Source organism: Bacteroidota bacterium (assembly GCA_041658205.1).
Lineage (GTDB): Bacteria > Bacteroidota > Ignavibacteria > UBA10030 > UBA8401 > UBA8401.
Map to the genome: position 1 here is coordinate 2,315,500 of JBBAAO010000001.1, position 26,413 is coordinate 2,341,912.

Annotated in this window: 19 protein-coding genes; 3 read left to right on the forward strand and 16 right to left on the reverse strand. The window is 41.1% G+C overall.

Going from position 1 to position 26,413, the window contains the following annotated elements; genetic code table 11:
• Nucleotides 1–222: 222 nt before the first annotated feature.
• From WDA22_09455 to WDA22_09530, 16 genes are all read right to left on the reverse strand, one after another.
• Entirely contained in the window at nt 223–2,388 is a 2,166-nt protein-coding gene (locus WDA22_09455; GenBank protein MFA5833692.1) for an ATP-dependent RecD-like DNA helicase, read from the reverse strand.
• Nucleotides 2,389–3,405 carry a glycosyltransferase family 9 protein gene (locus tag WDA22_09460; GenBank protein ID MFA5833693.1) on the reverse strand — a complete coding sequence of 339 codons (1,017 nt, stop codon included), beginning with the start codon at nt 3,403–3,405 and terminating at the stop codon, nt 2,389–2,391. It lies immediately after the preceding gene.
• Entirely contained in the window at nt 3,405–4,766 is a 1,362-nt protein-coding gene (locus WDA22_09465; GenBank protein ID MFA5833694.1) for a GWxTD domain-containing protein, read from the reverse strand. The genes WDA22_09460 and WDA22_09465 overlap by 1 nt, the downstream gene beginning before the upstream one ends.
• A complete protein-coding gene (locus WDA22_09470; protein ID MFA5833695.1) occupies nt 4,763–7,042 on the reverse strand; it encodes a hypothetical protein in 2,280 nt (759 codons plus the stop codon). The genes WDA22_09465 and WDA22_09470 overlap by 4 nt, the downstream gene beginning before the upstream one ends.
• Nucleotides 7,043–7,085: 43 nt before the next feature.
• Nucleotides 7,086–8,417: a thymidine phosphorylase gene (locus WDA22_09475; protein MFA5833696.1), complete on the reverse strand. Its 1,332-nt coding sequence runs from the start codon at nt 8,415–8,417 to the stop codon at nt 7,086–7,088.
• On the reverse strand, nt 8,414–8,956 hold the full coding sequence (locus WDA22_09480) for an NUDIX hydrolase (GenBank protein MFA5833697.1): 543 nt from the start codon (nt 8,954–8,956) through the stop codon (nt 8,414–8,416). The genes WDA22_09475 and WDA22_09480 overlap by 4 nt, the downstream gene beginning before the upstream one ends.
• On the reverse strand, nt 8,913–10,061 hold the full coding sequence (locus WDA22_09485) for a mechanosensitive ion channel family protein (protein ID MFA5833698.1): 1,149 nt from the start codon (nt 10,059–10,061) through the stop codon (nt 8,913–8,915). The genes WDA22_09480 and WDA22_09485 overlap by 44 nt, the downstream gene beginning before the upstream one ends.
• A gap of 79 nt (nt 10,062–10,140) precedes the next feature.
• Complete coding sequence (gene pyrE, locus WDA22_09490) at nt 10,141–10,725, reverse strand: orotate phosphoribosyltransferase (GenBank protein MFA5833699.1); 585 nt, start codon at nt 10,723–10,725, stop codon at nt 10,141–10,143.
• 27 nt (nt 10,726–10,752) lie between these two features.
• The gene (locus tag WDA22_09495; GenBank protein ID MFA5833700.1) at nt 10,753–11,079 is read right to left on the reverse strand and encodes a hypothetical protein; all 327 of its coding nucleotides are present in this window, start codon (nt 11,077–11,079) and stop codon (nt 10,753–10,755) included.
• Between the two features lie 20 nt (nt 11,080–11,099).
• Nucleotides 11,100–11,378 carry a 4a-hydroxytetrahydrobiopterin dehydratase gene (locus WDA22_09500; GenBank protein ID MFA5833701.1) on the reverse strand — a complete coding sequence of 93 codons (279 nt, stop codon included), beginning with the start codon at nt 11,376–11,378 and terminating at the stop codon, nt 11,100–11,102.
• Nucleotides 11,379–11,580: 202 nt separating this feature from the next.
• Complete coding sequence (locus tag WDA22_09505) at nt 11,581–12,432, reverse strand: NHL repeat-containing protein (GenBank protein MFA5833702.1); 852 nt, start codon at nt 12,430–12,432, stop codon at nt 11,581–11,583.
• A gap of 116 nt (nt 12,433–12,548) precedes the next feature.
• A complete protein-coding gene (locus tag WDA22_09510; GenBank protein MFA5833703.1) occupies nt 12,549–14,813 on the reverse strand; it encodes a T9SS type A sorting domain-containing protein in 2,265 nt (754 codons plus the stop codon).
• Between the two features lie 91 nt (nt 14,814–14,904).
• Nucleotides 14,905–15,942, reverse strand: a complete 1,038-nt coding sequence (locus tag WDA22_09515) for a PorV/PorQ family protein (GenBank protein MFA5833704.1) — start codon at nt 15,940–15,942, stop codon at nt 14,905–14,907.
• 53 nt (nt 15,943–15,995) lie between these two features.
• Nucleotides 15,996–19,751: a CHRD domain-containing protein gene (locus WDA22_09520; protein ID MFA5833705.1), complete on the reverse strand. Its 3,756-nt coding sequence runs from the start codon at nt 19,749–19,751 to the stop codon at nt 15,996–15,998.
• 10 nt (nt 19,752–19,761) lie between these two features.
• Nucleotides 19,762–22,740, reverse strand: a complete 2,979-nt coding sequence (locus tag WDA22_09525; GenBank protein MFA5833706.1) for a TonB-dependent receptor — start codon at nt 22,738–22,740, stop codon at nt 19,762–19,764.
• Between the two features lie 56 nt (nt 22,741–22,796).
• Complete coding sequence (locus tag WDA22_09530; protein ID MFA5833707.1) at nt 22,797–23,543, reverse strand: hypothetical protein; 747 nt, start codon at nt 23,541–23,543, stop codon at nt 22,797–22,799.
• A gap of 433 nt (nt 23,544–23,976) precedes the next feature.
• Here WDA22_09530 and WDA22_09535 point away from each other — a divergent pair, with 433 nt between their 5' ends.
• From WDA22_09535 to WDA22_09545, 3 genes are all read left to right on the forward strand, one after another.
• A complete protein-coding gene (locus WDA22_09535) occupies nt 23,977–24,342 on the forward strand; it encodes a helix-turn-helix transcriptional regulator (GenBank protein ID MFA5833708.1) in 366 nt (121 codons plus the stop codon).
• A 63-nt stretch (nt 24,343–24,405) separates the two neighbouring features.
• On the forward strand, nt 24,406–25,557 hold the full coding sequence (locus WDA22_09540; GenBank protein MFA5833709.1) for a histidine kinase: 1,152 nt from the start codon (nt 24,406–24,408) through the stop codon (nt 25,555–25,557).
• Between the two features lie 45 nt (nt 25,558–25,602).
• Nucleotides 25,603–26,370: a LytTR family DNA-binding domain-containing protein gene (locus tag WDA22_09545; GenBank protein MFA5833710.1), complete on the forward strand. Its 768-nt coding sequence runs from the start codon at nt 25,603–25,605 to the stop codon at nt 26,368–26,370.
• Nucleotides 26,371–26,413: the final 43 nt, after the last annotated feature.

Sequence of the window (26,413 nt, forward strand, 5' to 3'; positions counted from 1 at the left end):
TAAAACACCCCGCCGAGATAACCGGGATATTGAAAAATAGTATTACTTAGCGGATTGATTTGTGTCCAGACTATCCAACAATGCAGCAACCAAGAATAAACAGGCAAACGTAAGATAGAATAATTCTTTGAACTCCATGATTTCTCCTTTCAGTTACTATGTCAAAATACTGAAAGAGTATTACCAAAATATTATGTGGGTACTACAACATGATTAACTCGGCTATACCAATGCTTGCAGTCGTTTTAAGAGTTTCGTATTTCGCAGACGTGTATCAGCATTCTGTATGGCCACAGCAAGAGCTTTTCTCTGACCAACTAGGAACAATCGTTGCTTAGCACGGGTAATAGCGGTATAGATCAAATTCCTCTGAAGCATGATGAAATGCGACATTGTTAGAGGAATAACAACGGCATTAAACTCATTTCCCTGACTTTTATGTATCGTAGTCGAATATGCAAGGACAAGTTGATCGAGATCATCAAAAGAATAATCCGTTCTTTTGCCGTAAAAATTAACGTATAATTTCCCCTCTTCCTTGTCATGACCGATTATCTTACCAATATCACCGTTGTAGACTTCCTTATCATAATTATTTCGAAGCTGCATCACCTTATCATTGAGAAGGAACTTGCGTTCACTCCCTTGCCAGCAAACACTCGATTTTCCATTCAAGACATGTTGCAGTTTTTTATTTAGTTCTTTTACACCACACAACGTGTTGTTCATTGGTGAAAGAACCTGTATATCAATCAACGGATCATATTGGAAATTTTGCGGCAGTACTGTTGAGCATAATCCGACAATGTGCGATTGTATTTGTTCAGGAGCATCAGCCTCAATAAATTGAAAATCCTCCGCAAATTCCGGTTCGCCACCATGATTAATCTTGTGCGAATTGGTGATGATTGAACTCCGCTCAGCTTGTCGAAAAATCATATCCAGACGAATAATGGAAAGCGATTTAGATTCAATCAGATCGCGCAACACCTGTCCTGGACCGACGGAAGGAAGCTGATCAACGTCTCCCACAAGAACTAACTGAGTTTCAGGTTTCAATGCATCAAGAAGAAATGCAAATAGTTGAATATCCACCATGGATACTTCATCCACAATAACAATATCCGCTTCAATCGGATCATCATGATTTCTGCGAAACATCACGCTATTCGGATCGAACTCCAATAAACGATGAATCGTCTTCGCTTCACGTTGGCTCACCTCAGAAAGACGTTTTGCGGCTCTTCCAGTAGGCGCACACAGTACGTACTTCATTCCTAACTCATCGGCGAGTTCAATCATTCCGTTTACACATAATGTTTTCCCCGTCCCCGGTCCTCCGGTCAGAATCGTAACCGGGTTTAGAACAGCACTCACAACGGCAAGGCGTTGTTTTTCATCGAATTCTATGTTATGTCTATGCTCTACATGTTTCAGAGCTGCATACAATTTATTTTTATCGAGAAGGCGTTCACCTTTCATCATTAATTGAACAATTTTTTTCGCAGATTGCTGCTCTGCTTCATACAACTTTAATGGGAATACTGCATCCCCTTCCGCAATCAAATAACCGGTTTCAATTGCTGAGGTGATTGCCCTCCCGACTTTTGCTTCGTCAACAAACAATAATGCAGCGGCTCGCTCGCTCAATTCATCTTTCGGCAGGAAACAATGTCCTCCGGCACGGCAAGCATCATCCAACACGTACCGGACGCCTGCTGTAAGACGGTAGATGCTTTCTTCTTTGACCCCCATTTTCTTTGCAATCTCATCAGCCGTTTGAAATCCAATTCCACCAACATCGTCGATAATCTGATATGGGTTGGTTTGCAAAATTTCGGCAACAACTTTTCCATAGGTTTTATACAGACGTATCGCCGTTCCGGTGGTGATCCCGTGCGCTTTTAAAAATACCATCGTTTCCTGCATCTCTTTCATTGCAGAGAGCGCCACAACGATTCCGGCATATTTCTTTCGACCAATCCCTTCGACTTGCATTAATTTTTCGGGATGATTATTGAGAACATCAATAGTTTGTGTTCCAAATTTTTCGACGATCCGTTCTGCCAGCGAGGGACCAATTCCTTTAATCAATCCAGAAGCAAGATATTGTTCAATTCCTACCTCGGAATTTGGTAAATGTGTTTCATAAGAGTTGATGGCAAACTGTTTTCCATACTTCGCGTGGGTTGTCCACCCGCCAGAAAGCGTATACTCCTCTCCATCGTGCGGCTGATGAAGATATCCCACCGCAGTGAAGCTTTTCCCACCGCTCTCAAATGCCCCAATCAAATAGGCATTCTCATTATTGTAGTAAATAATCTTTCCCAGTACAGCGCGAAATGTTTCCTGAGGAATTGATGTGGTATTTTTTTTGGGATATGCCATTTACAACCGTTCTTTCACTGCGTTGAATACCTCGTCAACAGTAATCAATTTCATACATTCGAGATACTCATCCCCCTGACGAAAACACTTTGTTGTGCGGCATGGTGAGCAGAATATTTTTTTAAACATCGGAAGGTGTCCATCGTTTCGATCGTATGGAAACCAAATTTCAATTGGCTCAGGACCGAAAATACCGATAGTTTTCGTCCCTACGGCAACGCCAATATGCATTGGACCGCAATCATTAGAAACAAACACTTTGCATTGCGACAATACTGTAGCCAACGTACGAACAGGCAACAACGGCAATATATGAACACGCTTTGAGTGGTTTTCTGAAAGATATGTCATGAGATCTAAGTCTTTTGGTCCGGGACTCAAAATAACCTCAACATCTGTCTCCTTCATCAATTGATGAATCAGTTCTGAAAACTGCTCTTTCAGCCAAATTTTATTAGGCCAGGTTGCGCCGGGATGAATTGCCAAAATACGCTTACTTGTATCAACTCCGATCGATCGAAGTAACTCCAGTGAATCCTTTTTTTCTTGATCGGTAAGAAATATTTCCGTTTTGTAATATTTGGGTTTAATATTTAAAGGTGCCAGCGATTGATAGTGATAATCAATTGCTGATTTTAATGTACCGTCATCTCCAATCTTAATCGTATACAGATTACCTCTTCCTCGCGTATCCCCTCCAATGCGTACTCTTGCCCGTGTTGCAAATGTCATCAAGGCACTGCGCGGATTACTGTATAGGTCAATGGTAAGATTGTATTTTCCTAAGAACATCTTTGAATACATTTTGAATTGATAGAATATTGAATCTTGTGAAAAATCAAACGGGATTATTTCATCGAGATAAGGATTATGTTCCAATAAGGAAACCGCCTTTGAATCTCCGAGGTAGCCAATATGTGCTTTTGGAAAAGTTTCGCGAAGAGTTTTAATCACCGGTGTTGTAAGAACAACATCGCCGATATATTTCATCCGAGTGACTAGTATTTTTTGGAACATTACGTTTTCCTTCTCCATCGATCGACAAAATATTGCCAAACCGCCTCGTTCACAGAAAATGGTGTCATTTCATATAGCTGAGATCGCTCGCTCACTCGCCTGAATTGAATAGAAAATGCCCTATCTCCAATGTTATACACCCACGTTTCAATATAGGTACCTCTGCAATCAATATAATCGGGAGTACCGCACAGGATATAAACAATTCCCATCGCCGTCCGCGAGCCATCAATGCACGAAGTAAACAAACCATTTGCCTCGGCCACTTTTCGTTCAAATTCCGTCCGTCGGACAAACCCTCCGCGATTTTCCCAGAATGTATTCATAAAAGCGTTCTGTTCTTCCTTCTCTCGGTGCATCAACGAATCATATTCCTCTTGACGCATAATATACCGCATTGCAGATGTCACTTCGTTAACGGAAAGTGATGTCAGAAAACGACTGTCCCGGCGGAAGACATTGAGTGTAGTGACGGAAGAATCTAACATCTCTTTTCGTTTGATTTTGACAACTCGGTCAATTGCCGTCCCTCCAACCATTGGCAGAGTATAAAATTGAATGAGCTGCAGTGTCCCGCTTTTACCGGCGATAAAAATAGAATCTTGTTTATAATACACAGAATCCAGTGAGCGTTCACAATCGTCAAGACCTATTCTATAGGGAGGTTGCATGTAAGATATTGATCGACCTTCTAGTGCATCTGCTCGTGATGTACGGTACGATTCCGTGATCTGAATTGTATCCCCTTGTTGAAGATGATACAATTCTTGAAACATCCCTACCGAATCTGTAAGCAAAGAAAGTGAAGCTGGAAGGATGGGTCGTATTGTGATTCCGTGTTCATTTGAGAGCATTGTGTTCAGGAACAAAACAGAACTTGTAAAATTCTTTTCGTTTGCGTAATTTTTGGCCGTAATTTTTTCTTTTAATTTGTACCGTAGACGCGAAAGATTATCCGTGGAAATAATCTCAATGGTATAATCACCTGGAACCAGAATAAGCGACTGTAAATAGGAATCAAATCGTCTGGAGATTGTCTCTTCATATGTCTTAACGGAAATCGGCCGCTCGACCTCTTTAGTCTGCACAATATCGTTGTGCACGTCACGGACAACAAAGGCAAGAGTGTATGATGCCTTAAATCCTTCTAATACTTTTTCAAAACGGAGATTCGTATAGGGAGTTTGAATGTATACGTCTCCCCTGCTCATGTTATCTGCTCGCACATTCATAATGTATGAGGAAAAGCTCGGCAGGGAGAATTTTCGAAATTGAGACGTTGAGTAACAATCAGTGAGCGAATCGCTACTTGAAGAACAACCGGCAAACAACAAGATCAATATCGCCGCAATAATTCTCATTGTTGTTCCATTGAGACAAAATCACATAATTCAATCTTCTCTTCTAATCGGTCAGATAGTACTGCCGTCGGTGCAAAGTTCTTTGCCTGCCAGTACAAACTTTTTGCTTTTTCAAGTGCACCCTGGCTATATAATTGATCTGCACACCTGAGTAAAGAAAAATATTTCATCTCCGCCGGCAATGATTCTGACGCGATTCGTTTGAGCATTTCATTTTGATCAGTTTTCTTCTTGTCATACAAAAGCCCTTTTACATAAAATAGTGAAAGCGCATGGGAATTCAGTCTGGATACGCTATCCGCAAATAACAATCGAATGGAATCATTCTGGCCTCCGTAATACAAGGAATAAAAGACTGAAGGTTCAATCGCATCTCTGAGAAATTGTAATCGCAGTACTGAAGCCTCCATAAATGGTTCAGAATAGTTCATGTCTTGGACAGTGCGGTACGCCGTTGCAGCTAATGTATATTCCCGATCGATATAATACGCATCGGCAAGCAGCAGCATAATTGCGGGATTTTTTCTCAATGCGGATCTTTCCGATAAGTCTGCGAATCGTTTAATCACTTCTTTCGGTTTCCGTAGTGAATTCATGGATTGAAAAATCCCGCGCAGTGCATAAGCCGTTGGAGCATAGTTGTAGGAAACGGAAAACTCGCTTTCTGCTTGAATAAAATTTTTCACCCGAATCGACTGCACTGCCCGCTGATTCTGCTCCGCAACTTCCCGCGCACAGGTTTTGTAAAAAATGGAAGGTTGGAAGAATAATGCTTTTACCGTTTCAGTCGGAATTTCTGTAACATCAATTGTTTTCAGGAACGCTTTCCAATCATTCAACAAGCTTTGTAGTGATTCACCAAATGAAAGGACGAAATTTCCATCGGGATATACTCTCTGTACTCGTTCTATTCCAAATCGATCAATCAAATAACGAACAAATGATCCTGACACAAGGTACGCATAGGAACTTGATTGCGTTGCAAATCCTGTGTAGGAAAAGAGCTGTTCTGTATTTTGCAGTCCATTTTCCCGTTGAAGGGCGGCTGCAAATTGATGGGGTGTAAACATACCCTCATCCCAGTCAACGGCTACTGCAAGTCCTTCATTCAATCCCATGTGTGTGCTTGCTTTAATGACAGGAAAACCAAATTCTGCTGCAAGAATATGGACAAGTTCATGCCGAAAAGTCGATTCTAAGGTTGACTTTGTTAGGTGAATTTCACTCTCCCATGGTTTGGCAATATTGGTGTTCGACGTTCCAATGAATTGTTGCTTCCAATCGGAGTTTGGATAGATAAATAACGAGATCTTTGTTGAACGCAAATGGTTCGTCTTTAATACATCTGTGACCTTTCGGTAGTGAAACTCCATCTCCGCTTTAAGCATACGCATTTCATCAGCAGAATAATCGCTCGTGTGATAATAAATGACAAAATGATTGGATTCTGACCGACGACCAAGCCTGTTTTGTATTTCCTGCTCAGAATACTCAAACCCCATCATGTCTCTAAAGATGTGACCTGTTCCTACGATTGCAAAACAAACAATTATGACACCCCACAACACGCCATCTCGTCGCAAATTATGTTTAATACTTTTAATATTATTCAACAAACGATCTGCCGAATTATACGTTGCCGTGAGAATGATAAAGAGTGCAATCAACATCATCGATGCAATAATAGTGAACTGTCGATAAAGAACAATCCGGCCAATGTCGCTTAATGTTTCGTCATAAGTTATCCCTGGAAAAAATCCAAGAATAAAGTTAAATGCAAACAGTTGAGGTTGGGTATATGTCACAAAAACAATATGGGAAAGAATTGCCATGACAAAGAGGCTATACATCATGATTCCTCTGCGAAAGAGTATTCCAACAATCAATGCTAACGCAACGGAGAAAAACATGGTAATGACCGGCAGCAAGAAATAATACGACAGTCCCTTGAAATACGCACAATTTTTAATCACAAAGGCATTGAAAGAAATAACAATCAGCGGTATCATCAGTAATAACAAATTGACTACGAGATAATCGATAATAACATAAAGCCAAGTTCGCCTTGTCAGCGGTTTCATGCGGTGCTCACGCATGAACTGTATTGTAAGAATACCGGTGATGATGGACGTTGGTATTGTCAACAGTGCGGAGAATTCATATCCGAGATAATTGAAGAGGGGAATTTGGGTAAGTGCTCCGGCAAGAAGGAAATAGAGCAATGCAGCAATCTGAACACGCGTCGTTTTATAATATGCTATTAGTACACTCACCATGATGGTAGAATACTAAAATTTTGTAAGAACTTCACGCGAACGATTAATTATGAAATGGTGTTACGCCATTTTTATCAACGATGCTAATGACAATAGGACTGAATTTCGGTTGAGAAACATTGATTGTATAGGCATTCGAAATACGTTTTTTTACACCATCCACAACATCGGATTTATCGGTAAAAAATTCTGCAATGATATCACCTTTTTTCACAGAATCTCCGGCTCTTTTCCTTAACAAGATACCTGCTTTGGGATCGATGATATCATCAACTTTTGTCCTGCCGCCGCCCAGCGTAATTACCGAAAGGCCAAGTTCCAATGAATCAATCGACGATACAAATCCGTCTTTGTCTGCAATAATTTCTGTCCGAAATTTGGAGAGCGGATAACGTTCTGGATGAAGAAGGAATGAAGTATCTCCTCCTTGTCGTTTCACCAATGCCAGGAACCGTTCGAACGCTTTTCCATTGTTCACAACTTCTTTGCAGCGTTCGATTCCTTCATTAATAGATTTCGCTTTACCACCCAACATTACCATCGCGCCACCGAGAACGTACGTTAACTCCATAACATCCGATGGACCTTTTCCACGAAGACATTCTACCGATTCCATAATCTCCACCCAATTTCCGATTGCATTCCCCAGTGGTTGATTCATATCCGTAATAAAACCGATCGTCTCTTTCCCAAAACTCGTCCCAATCCCGACCAATGCTTGTGCCAGTTCAACGGACTTTTCATATGTTTGCATAAACGCACCGCGTCCGGTCTTTACATCCAGCACCAGCGCATCGATCCCTTCTGCCAACTTTTTACTCATAATGCTTCCGGCAATTAGCGGAATGCATTCAACAGTAGCCGTAACATCGCGTAATGCGTACATCTTTTTGTCGGCAGGCGCAATCTCTTTTGTCTGTCCGATCATCACTAAGCCGATTTCCGCGATCACCTTCTTGTACTCATCAATGGAAAGACTGGTATTGAATCCTGGAATGGATTCCAGCTTATCAAGTGTTCCGCCGGTATGTCCAAGTCCGCGGCCGCTGATCATCGGAACCGGAACGCCACACGCCGCTACCATTGGAGCAAGAGGAAGAGAGATTTTATCACCCACACCGCCGGTGGAATGTTTGTCCACTTTCGTGCCGGGAATCGAAGTGAGATCTACAATATCACCCGAATAAAGCATCAACCGTGTAAATTCTGCAGTTTCTTCTTTCGTCATTCCCCGAAAGTATGTCGCCATTAAAAAGGATGCAATCTGATAATCGGGAACGGATCCTTTCACATATCCATCAATGACAAATTTCATTTCTTCGGATGAAAGCAATTCACCATTTCGTTTTTTTCGAATAATCTCTACGACGTTCATACATTTCCTATCTTTCGTGCGCCGAGCAAAATTCCGGCAATTGTTTTTCCGTCAATTATTTCTCCTCTGTCGATCATATCAATTGCACTGTTCAATGGAATACGCATCAGTTGGATTGATGCTTCTCCTTCTTCTAAAACCTGACCACGCTCATGAAGAGACACTTGTTGAGCAAGGTAAATATGGAGGACTTCATTGCAGAATCCTGGAGTCGTATAGATCGCCGAGAGTTTCTGCCATCGTTGAGCTTGATAACCTGTCTCTTCCTGTAACTCCCGTTGTGCACACAATAATGGGTCTTCACCTTTGTCCAGTTTTCCGGCCGGTAATTCCACAACATCACCACCGAAGGGATGGCGATACTGTTTCACAAGAAGGATGTCATAATTCTCGAACACACAGAGTATAACGGCGCCGCCCGGATGCTCAATAACTTCTCGTACGGTTTGGTTACCGGAGGGATATTGAAGATGGTCAACAGTAAGATCAATAATCTTACCGTGATATTTTTTTTCTCTTTCGAGAAGTTTGAAGTGCATTAACTCTTTCAAATGTATTGTGTACCACTTGTTGAGGATATGGAATTTCAATGTTTGCTTTTAAGAATGCATCATATATTTGCACACGCATTTTTTCTGCAGTGGAAAATTGAAGTTTAAAATTAGAAACACGGCAAAATAGGCCGAAATGTAGTCCATAATCGCCAAACTTCATTAAAAACGCTTCCGGAGCAGGAGCCGCCAGCACATCCGGATGTGAGTTGGCGATGTTCAGCAAAATGCTTTTTACCTGATCGATGTTGACTCCATACGCTACAGTTACTTCAACGGCCACACGAATTTCATTATCAGGATATCCAAAATTGACAATCTTTGTTTTCACCAATTCATTATTAGGAACAATCAAAACATTGTTTTCCATATCCATAATTTTGGTGCTGCGAAGTCCAATCTCGAACACATCACCGATCTCGCCTGACGGTATCTTTACCCTATCTCCGGCGCGAAATGGACGGTCGATCATAATAATGAAGCCCGAAATCATGTTTGAGATTGTGTCCTGTGCGGCAAGACCTAAGGCAAGAGAACCGGCTCCTAGAATTGTCACCAAGCTTGTCACACTCTGTCCAAAATGTTCAAGTATGACTATGCCGGTAAACGCAACAATGACAAACGTAACAACACGATTAATCAGTGGTGTCAGCGTCTGATTAAACTGTTCTTGCTTCTGTTTTTCTGAAATAGTTTTAATTGTTTGAAATGTTACCGCTTTTGCAATTTTGATAATGACGGATGCAATTATCAGAACGGTAACGAGATATAATGTCGTGTCGGCATACTCCAGAAATGTCAAAAAATTGATATTCTGTTTTGTGAGTCCCAGGCGAAGTTCTTTCATACCAAGATAGATACCAATCACTGATGATAATGCGATAATCCTGGAATTAACAATATCCAAGATTTCATCATCCAGTTCAGTATCTGTTTTGGAAATAATTTTTTTACCAACCGTACTGAATAGCCATTTCACAATCTTTCCGGCTGCGATCACTGCAATGCAGACAACACTACCAACGACCGAATGAAACAAGATTTGATTCTCGCCTGCAAGATTTCGTAGTATGTTTAAAAGTGTCTCTATCATAAAAAAAATAAAAAATCATCCTTCGGCTGTTCGATTGTCAGCATCGACTCGCCGAGGATGATATGAAAAATCGTTTACCTTAACCCTGCAATCCTCTGCTCCCGGGTTTAGTGATGGGAATTGCTGCAAGCGACGCCGGAATTTCTTCGGCTGGATACGTCTGAACATCCATTTCCATCACGGAATAGAACTTTGCATCGAATTGTGCCTTACCGTTACTTCGATCAACAATGCATCCGATACCGACAAGTTTCGCATCAGCAGCAGTCACTAATGTACATACCTCATCCACTGAACCGCCGGTCGTGACAACATCTTCCACAACCAATACACGCTCCCCTTTCTTCACACCAAATCCGCGCCGTAATTTCATTACTCCGTTTTCCCGTTCGGCAAAAATCGTTCTCACTCCTAAGACCCGGCCAACTTCCGTCCCGACAACAATGCCGCCGACAGCAGGTGAAATGACAACTTCAACTTCACTGTATTCGTAATGTTTTGCAATATCACCGGCCAACAGATGCAGATATTTCGGATACTGCAGTACCTTGGCACATTGAAAATAATGCGGGCTGTGAAGTCCCGATGTAAGAACAAAATGTCCTTCCAATAATGCGTCGGTATCTTTAAATATCTGCAGGATCTGATCTTTGGGTAATTTCATGTCGTCTCTGGTTATTAATGGTTGTTGTTACCACTCGTCTTCAAGTTCTTCTAATTCTTCACGTAATTCTTTTGCCGTCTTTTCATCGTTTTGACTAACAGCAAGATCCATCCCTTTACGGTAGAACTTCTTTGCTTCTTGCGTTTTATTCATTTTTCCCAGTAACTGTGCCAATTGGTGATAGGCCGGAAGATATACATTATCTCGTTGGATTAACGCTTCAAGAATCTCGATTGCCGTCAACGGTTCGTTGATACCGCTATATTCCAATGCCAAAGCATATTGCGAAAAAGAATCGGATGGGTCTTTGGCGATGATCTCTTTCAATTTTTCAATGCGTTGTTCGCTTGCCATACATAAACCTATACTTGTGATTATATGAGTGAATTGATCTGGGCGGCCAAAGAAAAATCTTTTTCTGTTAAACCCCCAGCGCTGTGCGTTGAAAGCACCAGCGTCACCGTATTCCATCGAATATCAATATCGGGATGATGATCTGCTTTTTCTGAAAGCAACGCAACAGATTGAACAAAACCCATGGCCTGAACAAAATCTTTCAAAACGACTGTTCGGCTAATGGTCTTTCCTTTTTGTTTCCAGTCGTTAATAGACTGCAATCTGTCAGTGATTTGTTGTTTGCTCAAAAGCGCCACACTGATCCCGTATTAAGAAGATGGTAAAAATTAATTGATTGAATATAATTAAGTTTTGGTGAGGATGCCAGGAATAGGTAATAACAAAAACCAAAAGAATGACTATTTTAAGAAGGATTTCACTGATTTTGACAAGAACTCTACGATACGCGAATCTTTTTTTTGCTTCGCATCAGAATATGTGCTCAGGTGGGTTCTGAGGTTATTGGGGGAATGAACATCGGTAAAGGGTAGTCTGTGTAAGAATAATAAGAATGGATCCCTGAATTAAAGCATCTGAAAATGGTTCTTCAACTTTCGAACCGATCAATGATTGATGCTTTATCGTTATGGATGTATTCATGTCAAGGTTGATCAATTCAATCCTTGAGGATGAAGAAATAATGAGCTCCCTTCCAGAGACATTAATCGTCTTCCACGATTCTTTCGATGATAACTTGATTGATCTTACATAATTTCCAAATCGATCGAATATGATCACTGTCTTGCCATCGAGCACAATCACTTCATTTTCTGCTGTAACAGTAATATCCCTCGGATCGATCAATCTGCCTTTAGAATCAGCAAACGTTCCAAACTCACGTTCAAATTGTCCTCGGGAATTTACAGTAATCACCCGTCTTCCATCGTTATCCAGAATATACAAATCCCCCTGGTTCGACGTTGCCGTGGCTATTGGTTGAAACCTCCCTGATGATTGCGGAAGAATATTCTCATCATACGTTTGAATATAATTGAAATTCTTGTCATACCGCTGGACACGTCTATTATTTGCATCCACCACAAGGATATCAAGCAAAAAAGATGAAGAAATGTCTGTTGGAAAATCGAAAGCATCATTTCCCCATCCCAAACCACCGAGTGTCTTTAAAATGGAATTCTGTTGCGAAATGACATACAAGGAATTGGATGACTGGTCAATAACAAACACCTTTCCATCCGGTGCCGCAGAGATGCTGGTTGCTTTTTGGAACAATTGCTGCGACGATTCCACTATTATAGATTGGATAGAATCAGGTTGAACTAACAAGAAAATGAACGTTAAAGCAATCATACGTCAATATACAAAATAGTCTGTTCAGATCGTCTGTTTAAAACACAAATGCCCTTGACGAATCAAGGGCATTTGCACAATGCGAAGAGAAGTCTCTTCCGTTATTCACGAAAGGATTACTTCATCAACATCATTTTCTTTACTTGTTCGAATGAACCTGCATTCATTTGGTAGAAATAAATACCGCTTGCAACAGGTTTACCGAAGCTGTCTTTGCCATTCCATGTAGCACGGTGTGTACCGGCTTCATGAACGTCGTTGATGATGGAAGCAACTTTCTGACCGAGAATATTGAAAATAGAGATTTCAACATTGCTACGAACTGGAACGTTGTATTCAATCACTGTGGACGGGTTGAATGGGTTTGGATAGTTTTGACCAAGTGTAAATTCACCAGGCATAACATCACCGACAGGTTTCACAGAAGATACACTCTGAAAGAATGAATTGGAAACCGCTCCGATATCAGAGATCCATTGATATTTTGGATCATCGCCCGGTGCTTTCGACGTATCACTGCGGAATTGCAATGTTGCAACGTCAAATGCAAAGAATGCCGTGTTGAATGTAGCTCCAAGGTTTTTCACACCGTACACATTTGCACCATCAGCTGTTTTGAAGAGAGCTTTTGCAGTTGCGGTTGGTGTCATGAAATCAGGATATCCAGCGAATCCTAATTCAAACGTTGGATTTGTCCACAATGTAGTGGAGCTGTCGGTATTGTACTTAATCAAGTAGTTTGTTACACTATCTACCTGTGGCAGAACTTTGACTGGTTTACTTGTTGAACCTTGATCTTGCGGTCCAAGTTTTTCTACACCAAGATATTTGTTTTCAAATGATGTAGAAGCAAATGTTGTGTCTGCGCATGCCGCTTGAACATAGCATCCGTAATCTTGGCTAGAGAAGAAGAAATTTCTCTTTGCACTTGCAGTGCCGCCATCTAACCATGTACTGATAAGAGGATAAACATTGCGTGCCGGGAAACCAGCATCAGCAACCATAGCATTGCTATATAACGCAAGAAGTTCTGCCATTTCACCAGTTCCATCATTCGGTGCTGACCAACGATCGTATGCAGTGCTCTTGTTATTATAGTAATAGTTAGCACCACTTGTTGGGCTGCTCATAGAGAATGCAGCATTGTTGAGAATAAAAATACGATCTTGAGTTTTTCTGAAGATTTTGTAGTTACGTGGGCTTAGAATTGTATAGTTGCTATTCACGTCCTTTGTGGAAATGTACCAGTAAATGGTATCTCCCACTGAAGATGCGGGAATGCTTGCAGAATAGGTAGATCCTGATGCTGTCATTGCAACGCTATCATATGATGCAAGCGATCCTTTTTTGTATTTCAAGAATGCAGATGAAACACCTGATGCTCCTCCGCCTGGGTTATCATCGGTGATAGTAGCAGAGATGGTGCGTGCTGTTGTTTTCAGTGTTGTAGAGTATGTCGGGACAACAACTTTCGGAGCACGATCTGTGGTATATTCAATAACGGTGTACATACCCCATTCGTAATCACCACGCATATGCCAGCCATTATCTACGCCTGGATTGCTACGTCCGCCTTCATACCATTTAAAGGAATGGTATGGTGCAGAGTTAGCATTTGCCCATGAAAGAATTTCCATGCGTTCATCTGTTCCGCCGGTCGGGATGTCAGATAATTTGGTATCATTTGAAAGTGTGAAACCAAACATTTGTCCCAATTTAACGAACATTGAATCGCCGAAATCTTCCAATTTGAATCCTTGCCATTTGTTTGAATCAAGTGTGAAATTTTGACCACCGGGAACCCATGTTGAAACTTCTGTTCCGAGCGGATCAAATCTCCAAGTTGCAGAGTCAGCACCACCGTTACCATAGAACCATTGATTTCCGGTTGTTGGTTTATAAGGAGTAACCAAACCATCACCGTCATTAGGATCTTTATAGTATCCTAAGAACTTGGTCAATGCAGAAGTAGGACGTGTTGCAAGTTTCGGATCTACGATCCAAGCACGTACAGTTCCTTTTTTTGCATTTCCTCTGGCTTGATAGTTTAACCACCAGAATTCTTTTACTCTGCCGCCGGCAGCCGGTGTATACCATTGGAATGCAACATCTTGGTGTGTCCAACCGAAGTTGGTTGTCAATGCTGCATCGTTCGGATAGTATTTCAGCGTATCAATTAAACCAGCTGCTGAGCTATTTTTATGCAACGTTGCTTTTGCATGTTCAAGACGTTCAATAACATCTTGTGCTCGTTCACCTTTTTTTAACTGGATAGCTTCTTGTTTTCCGTTTTGACCGATGCGTACCAAATAACGCTCACCGGCTGTTGCCGTCAAACAAAATAAACCGAGTAAAAATAGTGTAAAGAGGTTTTTCACCATACGGTTACTCCTTTGTAAGTTGATAAATGTGTGGATTGTGATGCTTCATTGATATTTAACGTATTTCGTGCAAAAATGCAACGAAAATCTCTTAAAAGCCTAACTTTACCGAAAAAACATGATTTGCGTCAAAAAATTGCACATCACGATATGCATAATCGAACGTGAAATCTAAACCGTCAAAATTCTGACTAATTCCAGCTCCGAATGTTGCTCCAAAGATATATGATTCTTTGTACGAATCCTGAGAGACATTATATCCCCCACGGACAAAGAATGTATTATCCCAAACAAATTCTCCGCCGAATTTATACTCATCATCGGACAGGTTTTGATTTTGGAAGATCGATGCTAAATTCAATTGACTTTGCTCGCTGATGCTCATCTTGTATGCAAAGCCAAGTTCAATCACAGAAGGAAGTTCTGCTTTTGATGCGGTCAATGCATAATATGAACTCGATCGAATAACATCGTCAACCTGGCCGCGGCGAATTAATCCCGGACCTTCGTATTGCATCTGCGGTCCGACGTTTTTAATTGCAACGCCGAGATCAAGTCCACCAACATTGGCAAAGTTTTTATACTGAACGCCAAAGTCAAAACCAATTCCGCTAGAACTTGCTCTGTCAATTTGTTCAGAGATCAAATTGACTGTCAACCCAACAGAGATACGATCCGTCATTGCGTTGGCGTAAGTAAGTCCAATGGTGGTAAATTGTGGATTAAATGTTTCTCCGGTTCCATCGGGATTGTTTTCGGTCGTGATCTCAATAGAACCGATCGATAACGATTTGATGGTAAGAGCAAGCACTCCAAAGCCGGCAAAATTACTGCTGACACCGATATAATCGACACCGATATCCGCAATATAATTCATGTGAGAAAAGATCGCTTCGCTTTGTTTCTTTCCCCAGGCTATACCGGCTGGATTATAATGTACGGCTTCGATACCAAATGAATTGGCAACAGTAGAAGCGCCCATGGCAATATCACGTCCTCCCACCGGGATCAGCAGCATTGGTGCAGCTGCGGTGCCGGCTTTGTCTCCTCTACCGGCAATACCGAAGTCTGCTACGACCAACGCCAGCACAAGAATCACCAGCGAGAATTTTTTAAGAGTATTAATCATTGTACTCTCCTTCGAATTTAATTGTATGTTCATCATAGTTATCTCGCTGTGAATTAGAAGTTATCCAAGAATTGCTGTTCCATAATAACGGCTGATTTGAGAATCTTGACACCGAGCGTTCCCATATCGATATGGAGCAAATAAATTCCACTTGCAACAGGCAATCCTTTGTGGTTCGTCAGATTCCAGTTGATGAACTGTGATGGACTATCTTTAATAATCGTATTCACAAGACTGCCGGCAAGATTGAAGATACGAATGGTCGCCTGCTTTGGCAGATGGTTGATTGTTACAAAACGTGCTTCCTTAGTTCGTTCCGATGTGTTGACTGCGTAATACGGATTCGGGAACACATTCACGAGTGAAGCCTCAGCTTTTGCAGCTTCGAATTTTCCTACTTGAATTGCTCGTACGCTGAATGTGCGAATATCTCCCGGCTTAATCGATTTATTCATCGCAATCTTAATCACTGTCCCGGCTGCCGGAGCAACGCCGTCCTTTTTAAGGTTCACAAAAGAGATGTTCTTCAAATTGTGATTATTTGCATTATTTAATCTGCCTCTAAATGGTGTTCCGGGATTTGGAACACGAACGCCCGATCCATTCAAAACAAATGAACTGTAATATTCCAAATTATTATTCGAAGCATCTTTTGTGTCCACAATTCCGAGAATCAGATCGAATAACGGAGCACCATTGACAGTACCATTGAGAGGATCTGCATTCCATACTGTATCGGTTGATGCAGAAACTATTGCTGGCCAAACTCTGGTTGTATTTTGGTATACCTGGAATGGGACCCGAGCATACTTTGTTTGAGCAGGTGTTGGATTGACAATTTCGCGCGGAATAAGGAGCGCATAATTTGAGTCGCTTCCGTCAAACCTGATTTCAAATGCTGCTTCAGAGTCTTTGGTCCCAGCCATTGCTGCAACCGGACCAACGATACTAAATGTTCCGTTCGGGTTTGGAACTCCAATAACCTGACCAACGGTGGGAGCAGATTGTTCAACTGATTTCGCTCCAGAAGGTGCCGGAGTAACATAAAAGGACACACCTTCATTTGGCACTCTATTTTCTGCATAGGTTGTAATTGACGCCAAAACGCCAACTGGTGGAGCCGCAGCAGTTAATCGTGGTGTTAAACCATCGGCTATCTGGCCGCGAATTTCGCCACCCGGACGCAAAGCTGTGTGAATGTTAACGTACAGGTTGCCTGCAGTAAAATCATCAAACAATGAATCCGGAATTGCCCACGTACCACCAACAATTTCGTTATTCGTTATTGTAAAGGGATGCACAACCGGACCAGCAACACCAGGTGCTCCGGCATGAATATGTGCATTCGTAATTGGTCCCGATAAACCATTGACGGATAATTTTCCATACGTTACTTGGTTCTTTGCATCATTTATTGTAAATGATCCGGAACCTTTTCCTTTTTGAATTGCTGCCGCCGTATCTACTGGGAGCATTGTTGCGCTCAAGGTTGCGTAATCGGTGCTTCCGGTAACCGGTTTCACGATTGTATATGTCCGTGTCGTTGCTCCAGAACCACCATACCATACTTCGTATGTTGTGCCGACTTGAATGGTTGGATTGAATACGGTAATACCAACAACACCATCATTCTGTCCTACCACCATGTTGGATGCAACAATCATTGTATCATTAATGTTATACGGCAGTATCGTTCCGGAATTTGGTGAATGCGGAATGACGGTTTGGATATTTGCCGAACTCTCTAATGATTTTGTTGTGCTCAACGGATCGGCCGTATAATTATACGCTGTAACAGCGTAATAATATGGCTGACCGTTTACCAATGGTTTATTACGAATTTCATCTTTTGTAAGATAGAGATATCGTGACAAACCGCTATTTTTTCCAAGTTGAACTGGTTTTACAAGAATCTGACCGGATGATTCATCAAATTCTTCCTGTGAAACAGTCGCAGGATCTGTAATAAGATCGTAGGTGGCAAGTTTCTTAGCGCTTGTTACAGGTGCAGTAGCAGAGGGAAATTGATAGACATTGTAACCCTGGAATAAGAATCCTTGCGAATTCGATTCTTCGGTTGCTTTTACAGCTACTGCATCATTATCCCATTCTAAAATGATACCGTTCGACAATTCCACAACACTCAATTTGGGCGCCGGCGGCGGTTTCGGAAGATTAAATAAGTTATTGTATGCAGCTTGAGCTGTTTTGTCATAAAATTTCAAAACAGAAATACTGGATAAAAAATCAGAACCAATACCTGCGATGACCGCAGAAACAAGTTCTTGAGTATCACCAATAGCCATATTGAATGGACCGGAGTTTAACAAAAGACGTCTATCACCAGGATTGTCGAGTGCACCATCAATCCATCCAGTTTTTGTGACTGGATCACCCGGAAGCCAAAATGATGTGGGATTTCCTGTTTTCGGATCAATTAATGGATCTGGATCTGGTGGACTTTGTGGTATCGGAGGTAATCCTCTAAACATTTGATACCATTGAATTGATCCATTATAATTGAATGGCGGGTCACCGTAGACACCACCGGCAGCAAAATAAATGAACGATGTCATCGGTAAATTTTTGTATCCTTTGCGATACCGTAAATCAAATACGGCGCTATCCGCAGCGGAAGGAACGATTGGACCTTGAAGAAAATCATAGCCAGATGCCGGAGGTGCTAAATTGAACTTCCGGAATTCTGAATCCAATGTTTTTGAATTATAGACAAATCCTAAACTGAGTGTTACATCACAACCTGCAAAATCGTCGCCCGCATCTCCCAAATCCGGATCGGACCATTGACAGAGATACATATCATTGATCATTGAGCCTGCAGGAGTAGCAGATGTCCCTTTATAAATAATTCTGAATTTTTTGAAAATCATATTTCCAAGAGCATCTGTTCTGTTGTAACCCCAGAATGTGTTTTGAACTTCAACTCCTAATGCCTTTGTTTTCCAAGGTGATTCTATTGTTCCGATATCATTGTTCACTGCCCAAATAACTTGGTCAGCATCAGCAATGCCGGGTGTTTCGCCGTCAAGCACTTTATTATCATTGACATCTTCACCATCATCCAAAACACCGTTGCGGCGACGATCATCGTTGAGCGGAAATGTATCATCTTCACCCCAATCAATGACTCCATTATTTGCACCTACAACAACATTCGAAGTATTTTTATATCCAACATCATAGAAAGGAGCACCTTTTTGTGTCGGCCATTCTTTCCAGTCTTTTTTATATTGGTCACGAACAGCGGCTATCTGTCCATCGCTAACCGAAGAAATGGAGATGGTATTAATTTCTGCTGCATCTTGCCGAAGATCTGCCGTAGCATAGTCTTTTCGAATACGCCAAATGCGGACATTAATATCACCGGGACTTTCGATAACACCAGTTCTATTTCCAAGAATAGCACCATTCTGAAATCCTTTGTTATAGGAAAATCCGGTCACACGTTGACCGGTTTGAATTCCATCTGTCGATTTACCACCCATCATCAATCCGGATGCATAAATAACATAGGATGTTCCTCGCGGATACGACATACCGGAATTGCCAGTCGCAGGATTTCGTTCATGTTCTCCATCCGCGCTGTACCAAGAGGACATTTTATTGATATTCATCAAAGAGCTGCTTGGAATGCCTGATGCCTTCTGAACACCAGTTGCCGCCTTAACTCCAGATGGTTCTTTTGCTACAAGAGTCAAGGTAGCGAGCAACACCAGTCCAACCAACAATTGAATGTGTGGGATTTTCTTTTTCATCATTGTGGCTCCGTTCATAATATTATTATTCATTTAATTCACATTATAATTCTAAGCGCATACCAAAACGAATTTGGCGCGGTGTTCCGTAAAGGTTGTTCCCTGTTACTGTGCGATAGTGTCGACCATTCACCAGGTTAATATTTCGATACAACTCAACATAACCGGGGCCTAATTGATTTACGATGCTTGCGCTAAGATCCGGATTACTTAAGAAGCCGTCTTCATATGCGTTACCGGAACGACGATACACGTTAATGACGTTTTTCGTATTCATTAAATTCTGAACATAGACGTATACTTCTGCGTTGATTCCGCCAATTTCAATTCCTTTGTATAGTCTGGCATCAAAATTAAACACCCAAGGCGTTGTTGATGAATTGATTGCTTCGAGCGGTACGCTAAATCGAGCATCAGATTCAACAAGTGCACCAGTGGATGCTCCCTGCTGACCGATACTTCCGGTAGAACGTGTGAACGGATGTCCACTATTGAAGGTAAATAAGATGTTCGTCCCTACTTGTTCAAGAATTGGTCCGCCATCACCTTTGTCAAATGAGTAATCAAGATTGACAGAACCCTTATGTGTTTGATTGAAATCCAAGGGTGAAATCACTGAAGGATATAATGTCCCAGATTCTACTGATGAAACAGCCGAGTTTGTTGCAGAACCTGTACCTTGCGCATCGGAGTATGTATAATTGAATTGCGCTTTCAACCGATTAATACGTCGTAAACGCAAACTAACTTCAACACCCTTTGTCGTCACGAAATCACCGTTCGCATAAGTGTTATACCCGGCAACCGGAGATCCGACGGCGGTCGTGATTCTCTGTATTTGAATCTGACCATTGATGTCTTTATAAAAACCAGTGATATCAAACGCAGCGTTTTCAGTAAATTGCTGCGTGAAACCAACTTCATACGTTGTCGTGCGCTCCGGTTGGATATTAAATCCAACTGGATTTGGTATGAAATTGCCACCGCTAAAAATAGTCGCTTGGTTTCCACGGCCGCGATAAATAAGATTTAACTGTGGTGATTGAATGAACTTGCCATATTGCAAATGGAACACAGTTCTATCGGAAACCGGGAATGAAAATCCTAAACGAGGGCTAACACCGACAAACGCTTTGGACTTTGCAATACCCGAAGCCTTATAAACAGGATATGCTGTGAAGATGGTATTATCAACCGATGGATTTTCCGGTCCTTCAGTAATATTTGTTGTGTTTGGATCATCGATGAACCGGATATCATCATTGTCGATATAATCAAGACGAACACCAGCATTAACAACAAGATCAGAATATTCAATCTTATCTTGTAAATATGCACCGATATATCGCGGAGCTTTCGGGCCGTCAATATTGTCGATATCAGACAATTCATTTCCATACCAATCATAACCGTAATTATTTACGGCACCATTTTGTGCAATAGCATAATCACGCTTTAGTCCGGCAGTCCGTGCATCATCAGGATTATTGCGATAATAACCGAGTAACGCACTGGAGGCTGTTGTATAGTTGCTGACGCGATACTCTTCAATGGATGCACCAACTTTTAATTGATGCTCGCTGCTCACCTGGCTTGTAATATCAAATGACGCACCATAACGAGTTTGTTTCCCTTTATTAAACGTTGCTTGCGTCGTACCGAATCTATTTACACCGAAATTGTAGAAATTATATTGTGTCGGTCCGGTATTGTAATTCTTAAATGTATATCCGTACTTCGCATTTTCCAGACTATCGTTATATTTGAAGAAATTATCACCATGATCCGGATCGTATGTTTTTGTCCGGTTATCCATATAACTGACATTAAAATCGTACGATGTAGTTGTGTTCAGAATATGTGTGATTTTTGTGTTCAACAGCAGATTGCTCACATCAGTAATTCCAAGTCGTTCTGTTGCATACAAATTCGTCAAGATGTCAGCTGTGTTTTGTGTTTTCTGTCGACTGAATGAACCACCAACACGAATTAAGAATGGTTGAAGATCAAACGACAAAGTACCATTGGTGGTATAACGATTTGATAGACCAGGAATATTTCCTGGTTTAATCGTTAACTCATCTTTCACAAACTTTGGGGTTGTCGCTGAACTAAGGTCTGTAAGATTCTTCATCGTAAATCCTTCCCAAAAGAGCACCTGATTATCTCGTTGGAATTGATTTTCGCCAGCAACAAAGAATTTCACATTTTTCATACCAGGAATCGGGCCGCCGATGGTCATTGTATAGTTGCTATATCCATAGGAGTATGTACCGAGTGCCTTTTTATATTGCGGGGTGAAATTATCAGTTTCTCCTTGTATACTAATCTTATATTCTTGTCCGCCTGTTTTCAGAGATTGACGCACAATACCAGAGTTTGCACCACCGTACTCAGCAGTGTATCCGCCAGCTTGTACTTGAAATTCTTCCAATGCATCCGGAATAACAGTTGTTAAATTGGTTCCATTTGCAATGCTTCTGGTGTTGGCACCTTCAAGATAATATCCCACTTCGTCCGAACGGCCGCCTCTTATATAGAGGTTGCCATTTTGCTGGACGACTCCAGGTGAAAGAGCGACTGCAGCTTGAACACCGCGAATAGGAAGTTTCTGAATATCTTCCTGGGTACCAATGCGAACAGCGTTCGTTGCGTTTTTATTCACCAACGGTCGATCGTTGATAATAATCACTTCACTCAATTGCACTTCAGATGATATCAATCGGAAGTTGATTTCCGTTGATAAATCTTCGCTGACTTTAATATTGTTGACTGTGGTGTTTTGATATCCAATGAATGATGCCCGCAAAGCATAAGTGCCGGGAGGGACATTCAAAACTATGAAGTTACCATCGACATCGGTAACCGCACCGTAATTGGTTCCAACAATCACCACGCTAGCGCCAACAAGCGCTTCTTTGGTCTTGTCATCAAGTATCTGACCGCGAATCTTACCGGATGCGGCAAAGATCAGCGTTGGGATAATTGAGAAGATCAGTACAGACAATAAAAACTTTTTCATAATTTCTCCTCTTGATGCTTCATTAGTTTTATACATAGTGTCGTTATCAAGGCTGATCATAAATCTTCTAAGACTTTTACTTTCACTTTTAGAGTCTTGTCGGTCCCTGTAGAGTCAAATTTATCATAGACAAATACCGTATAGAATTTTCGGGATGCGCCACTAAGGATAATAGAATCTTTATAGACTCTGTTTGCAATACTGGGATCAGTAAAGAAGAATTTATAGGATTTACCTGCGGGAATTTTTATCCATCCACTGGAGGCACCATACAAAACATTATTATTGCTAACAATACCTGAAGCAAGAGTACTATCCGATCGCCATACGTCGATAGTGTCTTGTGCTTTTTGTACTAGATTAATGAAGCGTACGATCGATGTGTCGGCAATACCATTCGGCGCAAATGTATAGCGATGCGCAAGCTTCAACGCCTGGAATGCACCAGTTTTTGTTTCCGCAAACGCTAATGTTGCACGTTGATCAGTTTCGAATGTCACACGAAATGTATCGAGTGACCCAAATACAATTCGCTTACTGCCGGAAAGAAACGTTTGATAATTTGTTGCGATTGTATTGGCAGCAAGGTTATACGATTTATATGTCGTAAAATCCGGACCTTCGGCAATTTTTATGCTTGTAGGAGGAATTGAACCATCAGGCATAACAGAAATAAAACGATATTCTGCGTTGAGCACTGGTGGATCGGGAGCTTTGTCGGGAATTTCTACGCAGCTCACAAGTACCATTGCCATCGTAACGACAGCAACAGCGAACAGTAAATGAAGTCTGTTCAAAATCATTGGTGGGGTCTCCTTATGTTTTTTGAACTATTAAGTTATGTTATGTTGTAATAGTAATTATGATGTAGGTTCGGTTTAATGAAATGATAATAATAATTTCTTCGTACGTTGATTTTGGTTTAATGAGAAGGGGGAAACAATTTTTATATTTTATTCCCTATTAATTAATATTTATTCACTTGCTCAATTGAATATAGGGACAGCGGGTTCAATTGTCAAGGGTCACATCATTTTTGTTCAGTATTTTCAGGCTAACTATAACAATTGTATTGTATCCCCTTTCATCGTAAAAAATTAGCTGTTTTTGTCACTACCGGTCGCATTTTACCCCCTCTTTACACCTGTTCATCCCAAATTGTTTTTAAATTCACGTGTGGTTGCCTATTATTGACATACAGAAACGCAGCATCTCACATTACATTAAGGAGGCAGTATGAAGCTCAATAAAAAAGAGGTAGCACAGAACCTTCGGTTATTCGGTTACAAACGATACGGTACGATGAAAAAATTTGCAGAAGCGCTTGAAATGAATCCCTCAACACTTTATTCAGGTTATCTCAACGGAAGAAGTTTACCCGGTCCGGTACTGTTGGTAAAATTGATCGATTTGGGTTGCAATATTAATTGGTTGTTAACAAGCAGAGAAACACCATTTGCAGGAGAAGTAAAAGAAATAGTAAAGAAACTTGATGAGGAGAGTCTACGATTACATTCTGCGCTTCCACGGAATGCAATTGCTACCCCTTCATTTGGCGAATCGAAAAAATCGAATGGATTGTATGCCGACTCACGCCGATAGTTTTTTGGGGTGGAGTTTTTACGAAACATTGATTACACTCGATGGACGATGTAACGCAGTTTTATGATGACTAAAACATACTGGGAAAAATATAGAACAGAATTATTGTTCTACTTCGGATTTCTGACAATCCTAGGTGTTGCCTTTTTTCTTCAGTCAATTTATGCAGATTCATATGAAACAGCAGCGCCAAAACCGACAAGGAATGAAGTCATCAATGTCTTTGTCGATCGTGTTATCGCAGCGTACTTATGGCTGTTGTTGACCCCATTCATCATCTGGCTTGCAGAAAAAATATCTAGTCGGCAGCTACCATTTATCCTCATTTTAATTATCCATATTTTCGTCGGTCTATTCTTTACATTTCTTCATATCCCAATCTACTCCACATATATTTTTATTGTGCATTCTTTTGTCCCCTGGATGTATGGGGGAATTTTTGAAAAGATGCCCAATGTCAGTTACATTGATTATGTCATCAACTCCATTGCCCGCGTTAATCACGTGTACCGCCTCCTCTATTACAGTATCATCATTGCCATTCATTTTGCATTCGATTATTTCCGAAAGTATTCTGAACGAGAATTGCGGGCATCACAACTGGAAGTACAATTAAAAGAAGCGCAAATCCGTACGCTGCATCAGCAGCTTCAGCCACATTTTCTTTTTAATACGCTCAACGGAATATCTTCTTTGATGTATAAAAGTGTTGATGAAGCGGACAAAATGTTAACCTATCTGGGAGATCTTCTTCGAATTTCACTGGAACGAATGAATGTTCAAGAAGTTCCATTAAAAGATGATATCGCCTTCATTGAACGATATCTTCTGATTGAAAAAACAAGAATGGGTGACAGACTCATCGTGAAGACGAACTTTCATCCCGAAACGCTTGATGCTCTTGTTCCATGCATGATGGCACAACCATTGCTGGAAAATGCAATCAAACACGGTATAGCACCAAACGTTAAACAAGGAACAATCATTGCGTCTTCATGGCGTATCGCAGAAAAACTCTTCCTTCAAATTGAAGATGACGGCAAAGGATTCTCCAATTCTCTCCAAGAAAATCTTACCAAAGGCTATGGAATCAAAAATACTCTAGAACGCCTCAAAATCCTCTACGGAAATAACCATTCTCTTACCTTCACAAACAAAGAAACGGGTGGTTTACGTGTAACTCTTTCCATTCCATTTCGTATGTTAACGGATTAAATTCCCTGAATTGCACGCACCACAAATTTTTGTTAATCCAAACATATGATTCGCGCAATCATCGTTGATGATGAACCTCTCGCACGCGAAAAAGTTCAACTTTTTGCTGACGGCGAACCTGATATTGAGATTGTTGATGTCTGCGTTAACGGACACGAAGCAGTCGCATCATTCCAAAAATTCAACCCCGAACTTTTATTCCTTGATATTCAAATGCCGGAAATGACCGGTTTTGAAGTACTGCAGCATTTAAAAGTGAATCCGTTACCTGGTATTATTTTCATTACGGCCTATGATGAATTTGCATTGCGAGCATTCGAATTCCATGCGTTAGATTATCTGCTAAAGCCGTACGACCGAGAACGTTTTAGAAAAGCGGTTGAACATGCCCGCAAATTATTAATATCGCAGACACAATCTGAAGTCACCACTGAACAGATAAAGACGTTACTGGATTCAATGAAACAAACTCCCTCCAAATTGGATCGGTTGATTGTGAAAACCAACGGAAGGATCATTTTTTTACGGATTGAAGAAATTGATTGGATGGAAGCGGCAGGAAACTATGTGAAGCTGCATGTTGGAAATGAAGCTCACCTTGTTCGTGAAACAATGAATAGTCTTGAAGAAAAACTCCATCCACAGAAGTTCATTCGAATCCACCGGAGTACTATGATCAATGTTGAAAAAATCAAAGAACTGCAGCCGTACTTCAACGGAGAGTATAAAGTGGTTTTACAGAATAACACTCAAGTGATCCTCAGTCGTGGTTATAGAGATAACTTCACCAAAGTCCTCGGCAAACCACTTTAAAAGTAAAAATCCCTCGACTACGTCGAGGGATTTTTACTTTTAC

Bases quoted from the DNA above. Each gene is read 5' to 3' on its own strand.
- WDA22_09475 (MFA5833696.1), bottom strand. From the start codon at position 8,417: ATGAACGTCGTAGAGATTATTCGAAAAAAACGAAATGGTGAATTGCTT.
- WDA22_09525 (MFA5833706.1), bottom strand. From the start codon at position 22,740: ATGAAAAAGTTTTTATTGTCTGTACTGATCTTCTCAATTATCCCAACG.
- WDA22_09510 (MFA5833703.1), bottom strand. From the start codon at position 14,813: ATGGTGAAAAACCTCTTTACACTATTTTTACTCGGTTTATTTTGTTTG.
- WDA22_09505 (MFA5833702.1), bottom strand. From the start codon at position 12,432: ATGATTGCTTTAACGTTCATTTTCTTGTTAGTTCAACCTGATTCTATC.
- WDA22_09465 (MFA5833694.1), bottom strand. From the start codon at position 4,766: ATGAGAATTATTGCGGCGATATTGATCTTGTTGTTTGCCGGTTGTTCT.
- WDA22_09540 (MFA5833709.1), top strand. From the start codon at position 24,406: ATGATGACTAAAACATACTGGGAAAAATATAGAACAGAATTATTGTTC.
- WDA22_09515 (MFA5833704.1), bottom strand. From the start codon at position 15,942: ATGATTAATACTCTTAAAAAATTCTCGCTGGTGATTCTTGTGCTGGCG.
- WDA22_09455 (MFA5833692.1), bottom strand. From the start codon at position 2,388: ATGGCATATCCCAAAAAAAATACCACATCAATTCCTCAGGAAACATTT.
- WDA22_09545 (MFA5833710.1), top strand. From the start codon at position 25,603: ATGATTCGCGCAATCATCGTTGATGATGAACCTCTCGCACGCGAAAAA.
- WDA22_09530 (MFA5833707.1), bottom strand. From the start codon at position 23,543: ATGATTTTGAACAGACTTCATTTACTGTTCGCTGTTGCTGTCGTTACG.
- WDA22_09480 (MFA5833697.1), bottom strand. From the start codon at position 8,956: ATGCACTTCAAACTTCTCGAAAGAGAAAAAAAATATCACGGTAAGATT.
- WDA22_09535 (MFA5833708.1), top strand. From the start codon at position 23,977: ATGAAGCTCAATAAAAAAGAGGTAGCACAGAACCTTCGGTTATTCGGT.
- WDA22_09520 (MFA5833705.1), bottom strand. From the start codon at position 19,751: ATGAATAATAATATTATGAACGGAGCCACAATGATGAAAAAGAAAATC.
- pyrE (MFA5833699.1), bottom strand. From the start codon at position 10,725: ATGAAATTACCCAAAGATCAGATCCTGCAGATATTTAAAGATACCGAC.
- WDA22_09470 (MFA5833695.1), bottom strand. From the start codon at position 7,042: ATGGTGAGTGTACTAATAGCATATTATAAAACGACGCGTGTTCAGATT.
- WDA22_09485 (MFA5833698.1), bottom strand. From the start codon at position 10,061: ATGATAGAGACACTTTTAAACATACTACGAAATCTTGCAGGCGAGAAT.
- WDA22_09460 (MFA5833693.1), bottom strand. From the start codon at position 3,405: ATGTTCCAAAAAATACTAGTCACTCGGATGAAATATATCGGCGATGTT.
- WDA22_09495 (MFA5833700.1), bottom strand. From the start codon at position 11,079: ATGGCAAGCGAACAACGCATTGAAAAATTGAAAGAGATCATCGCCAAA.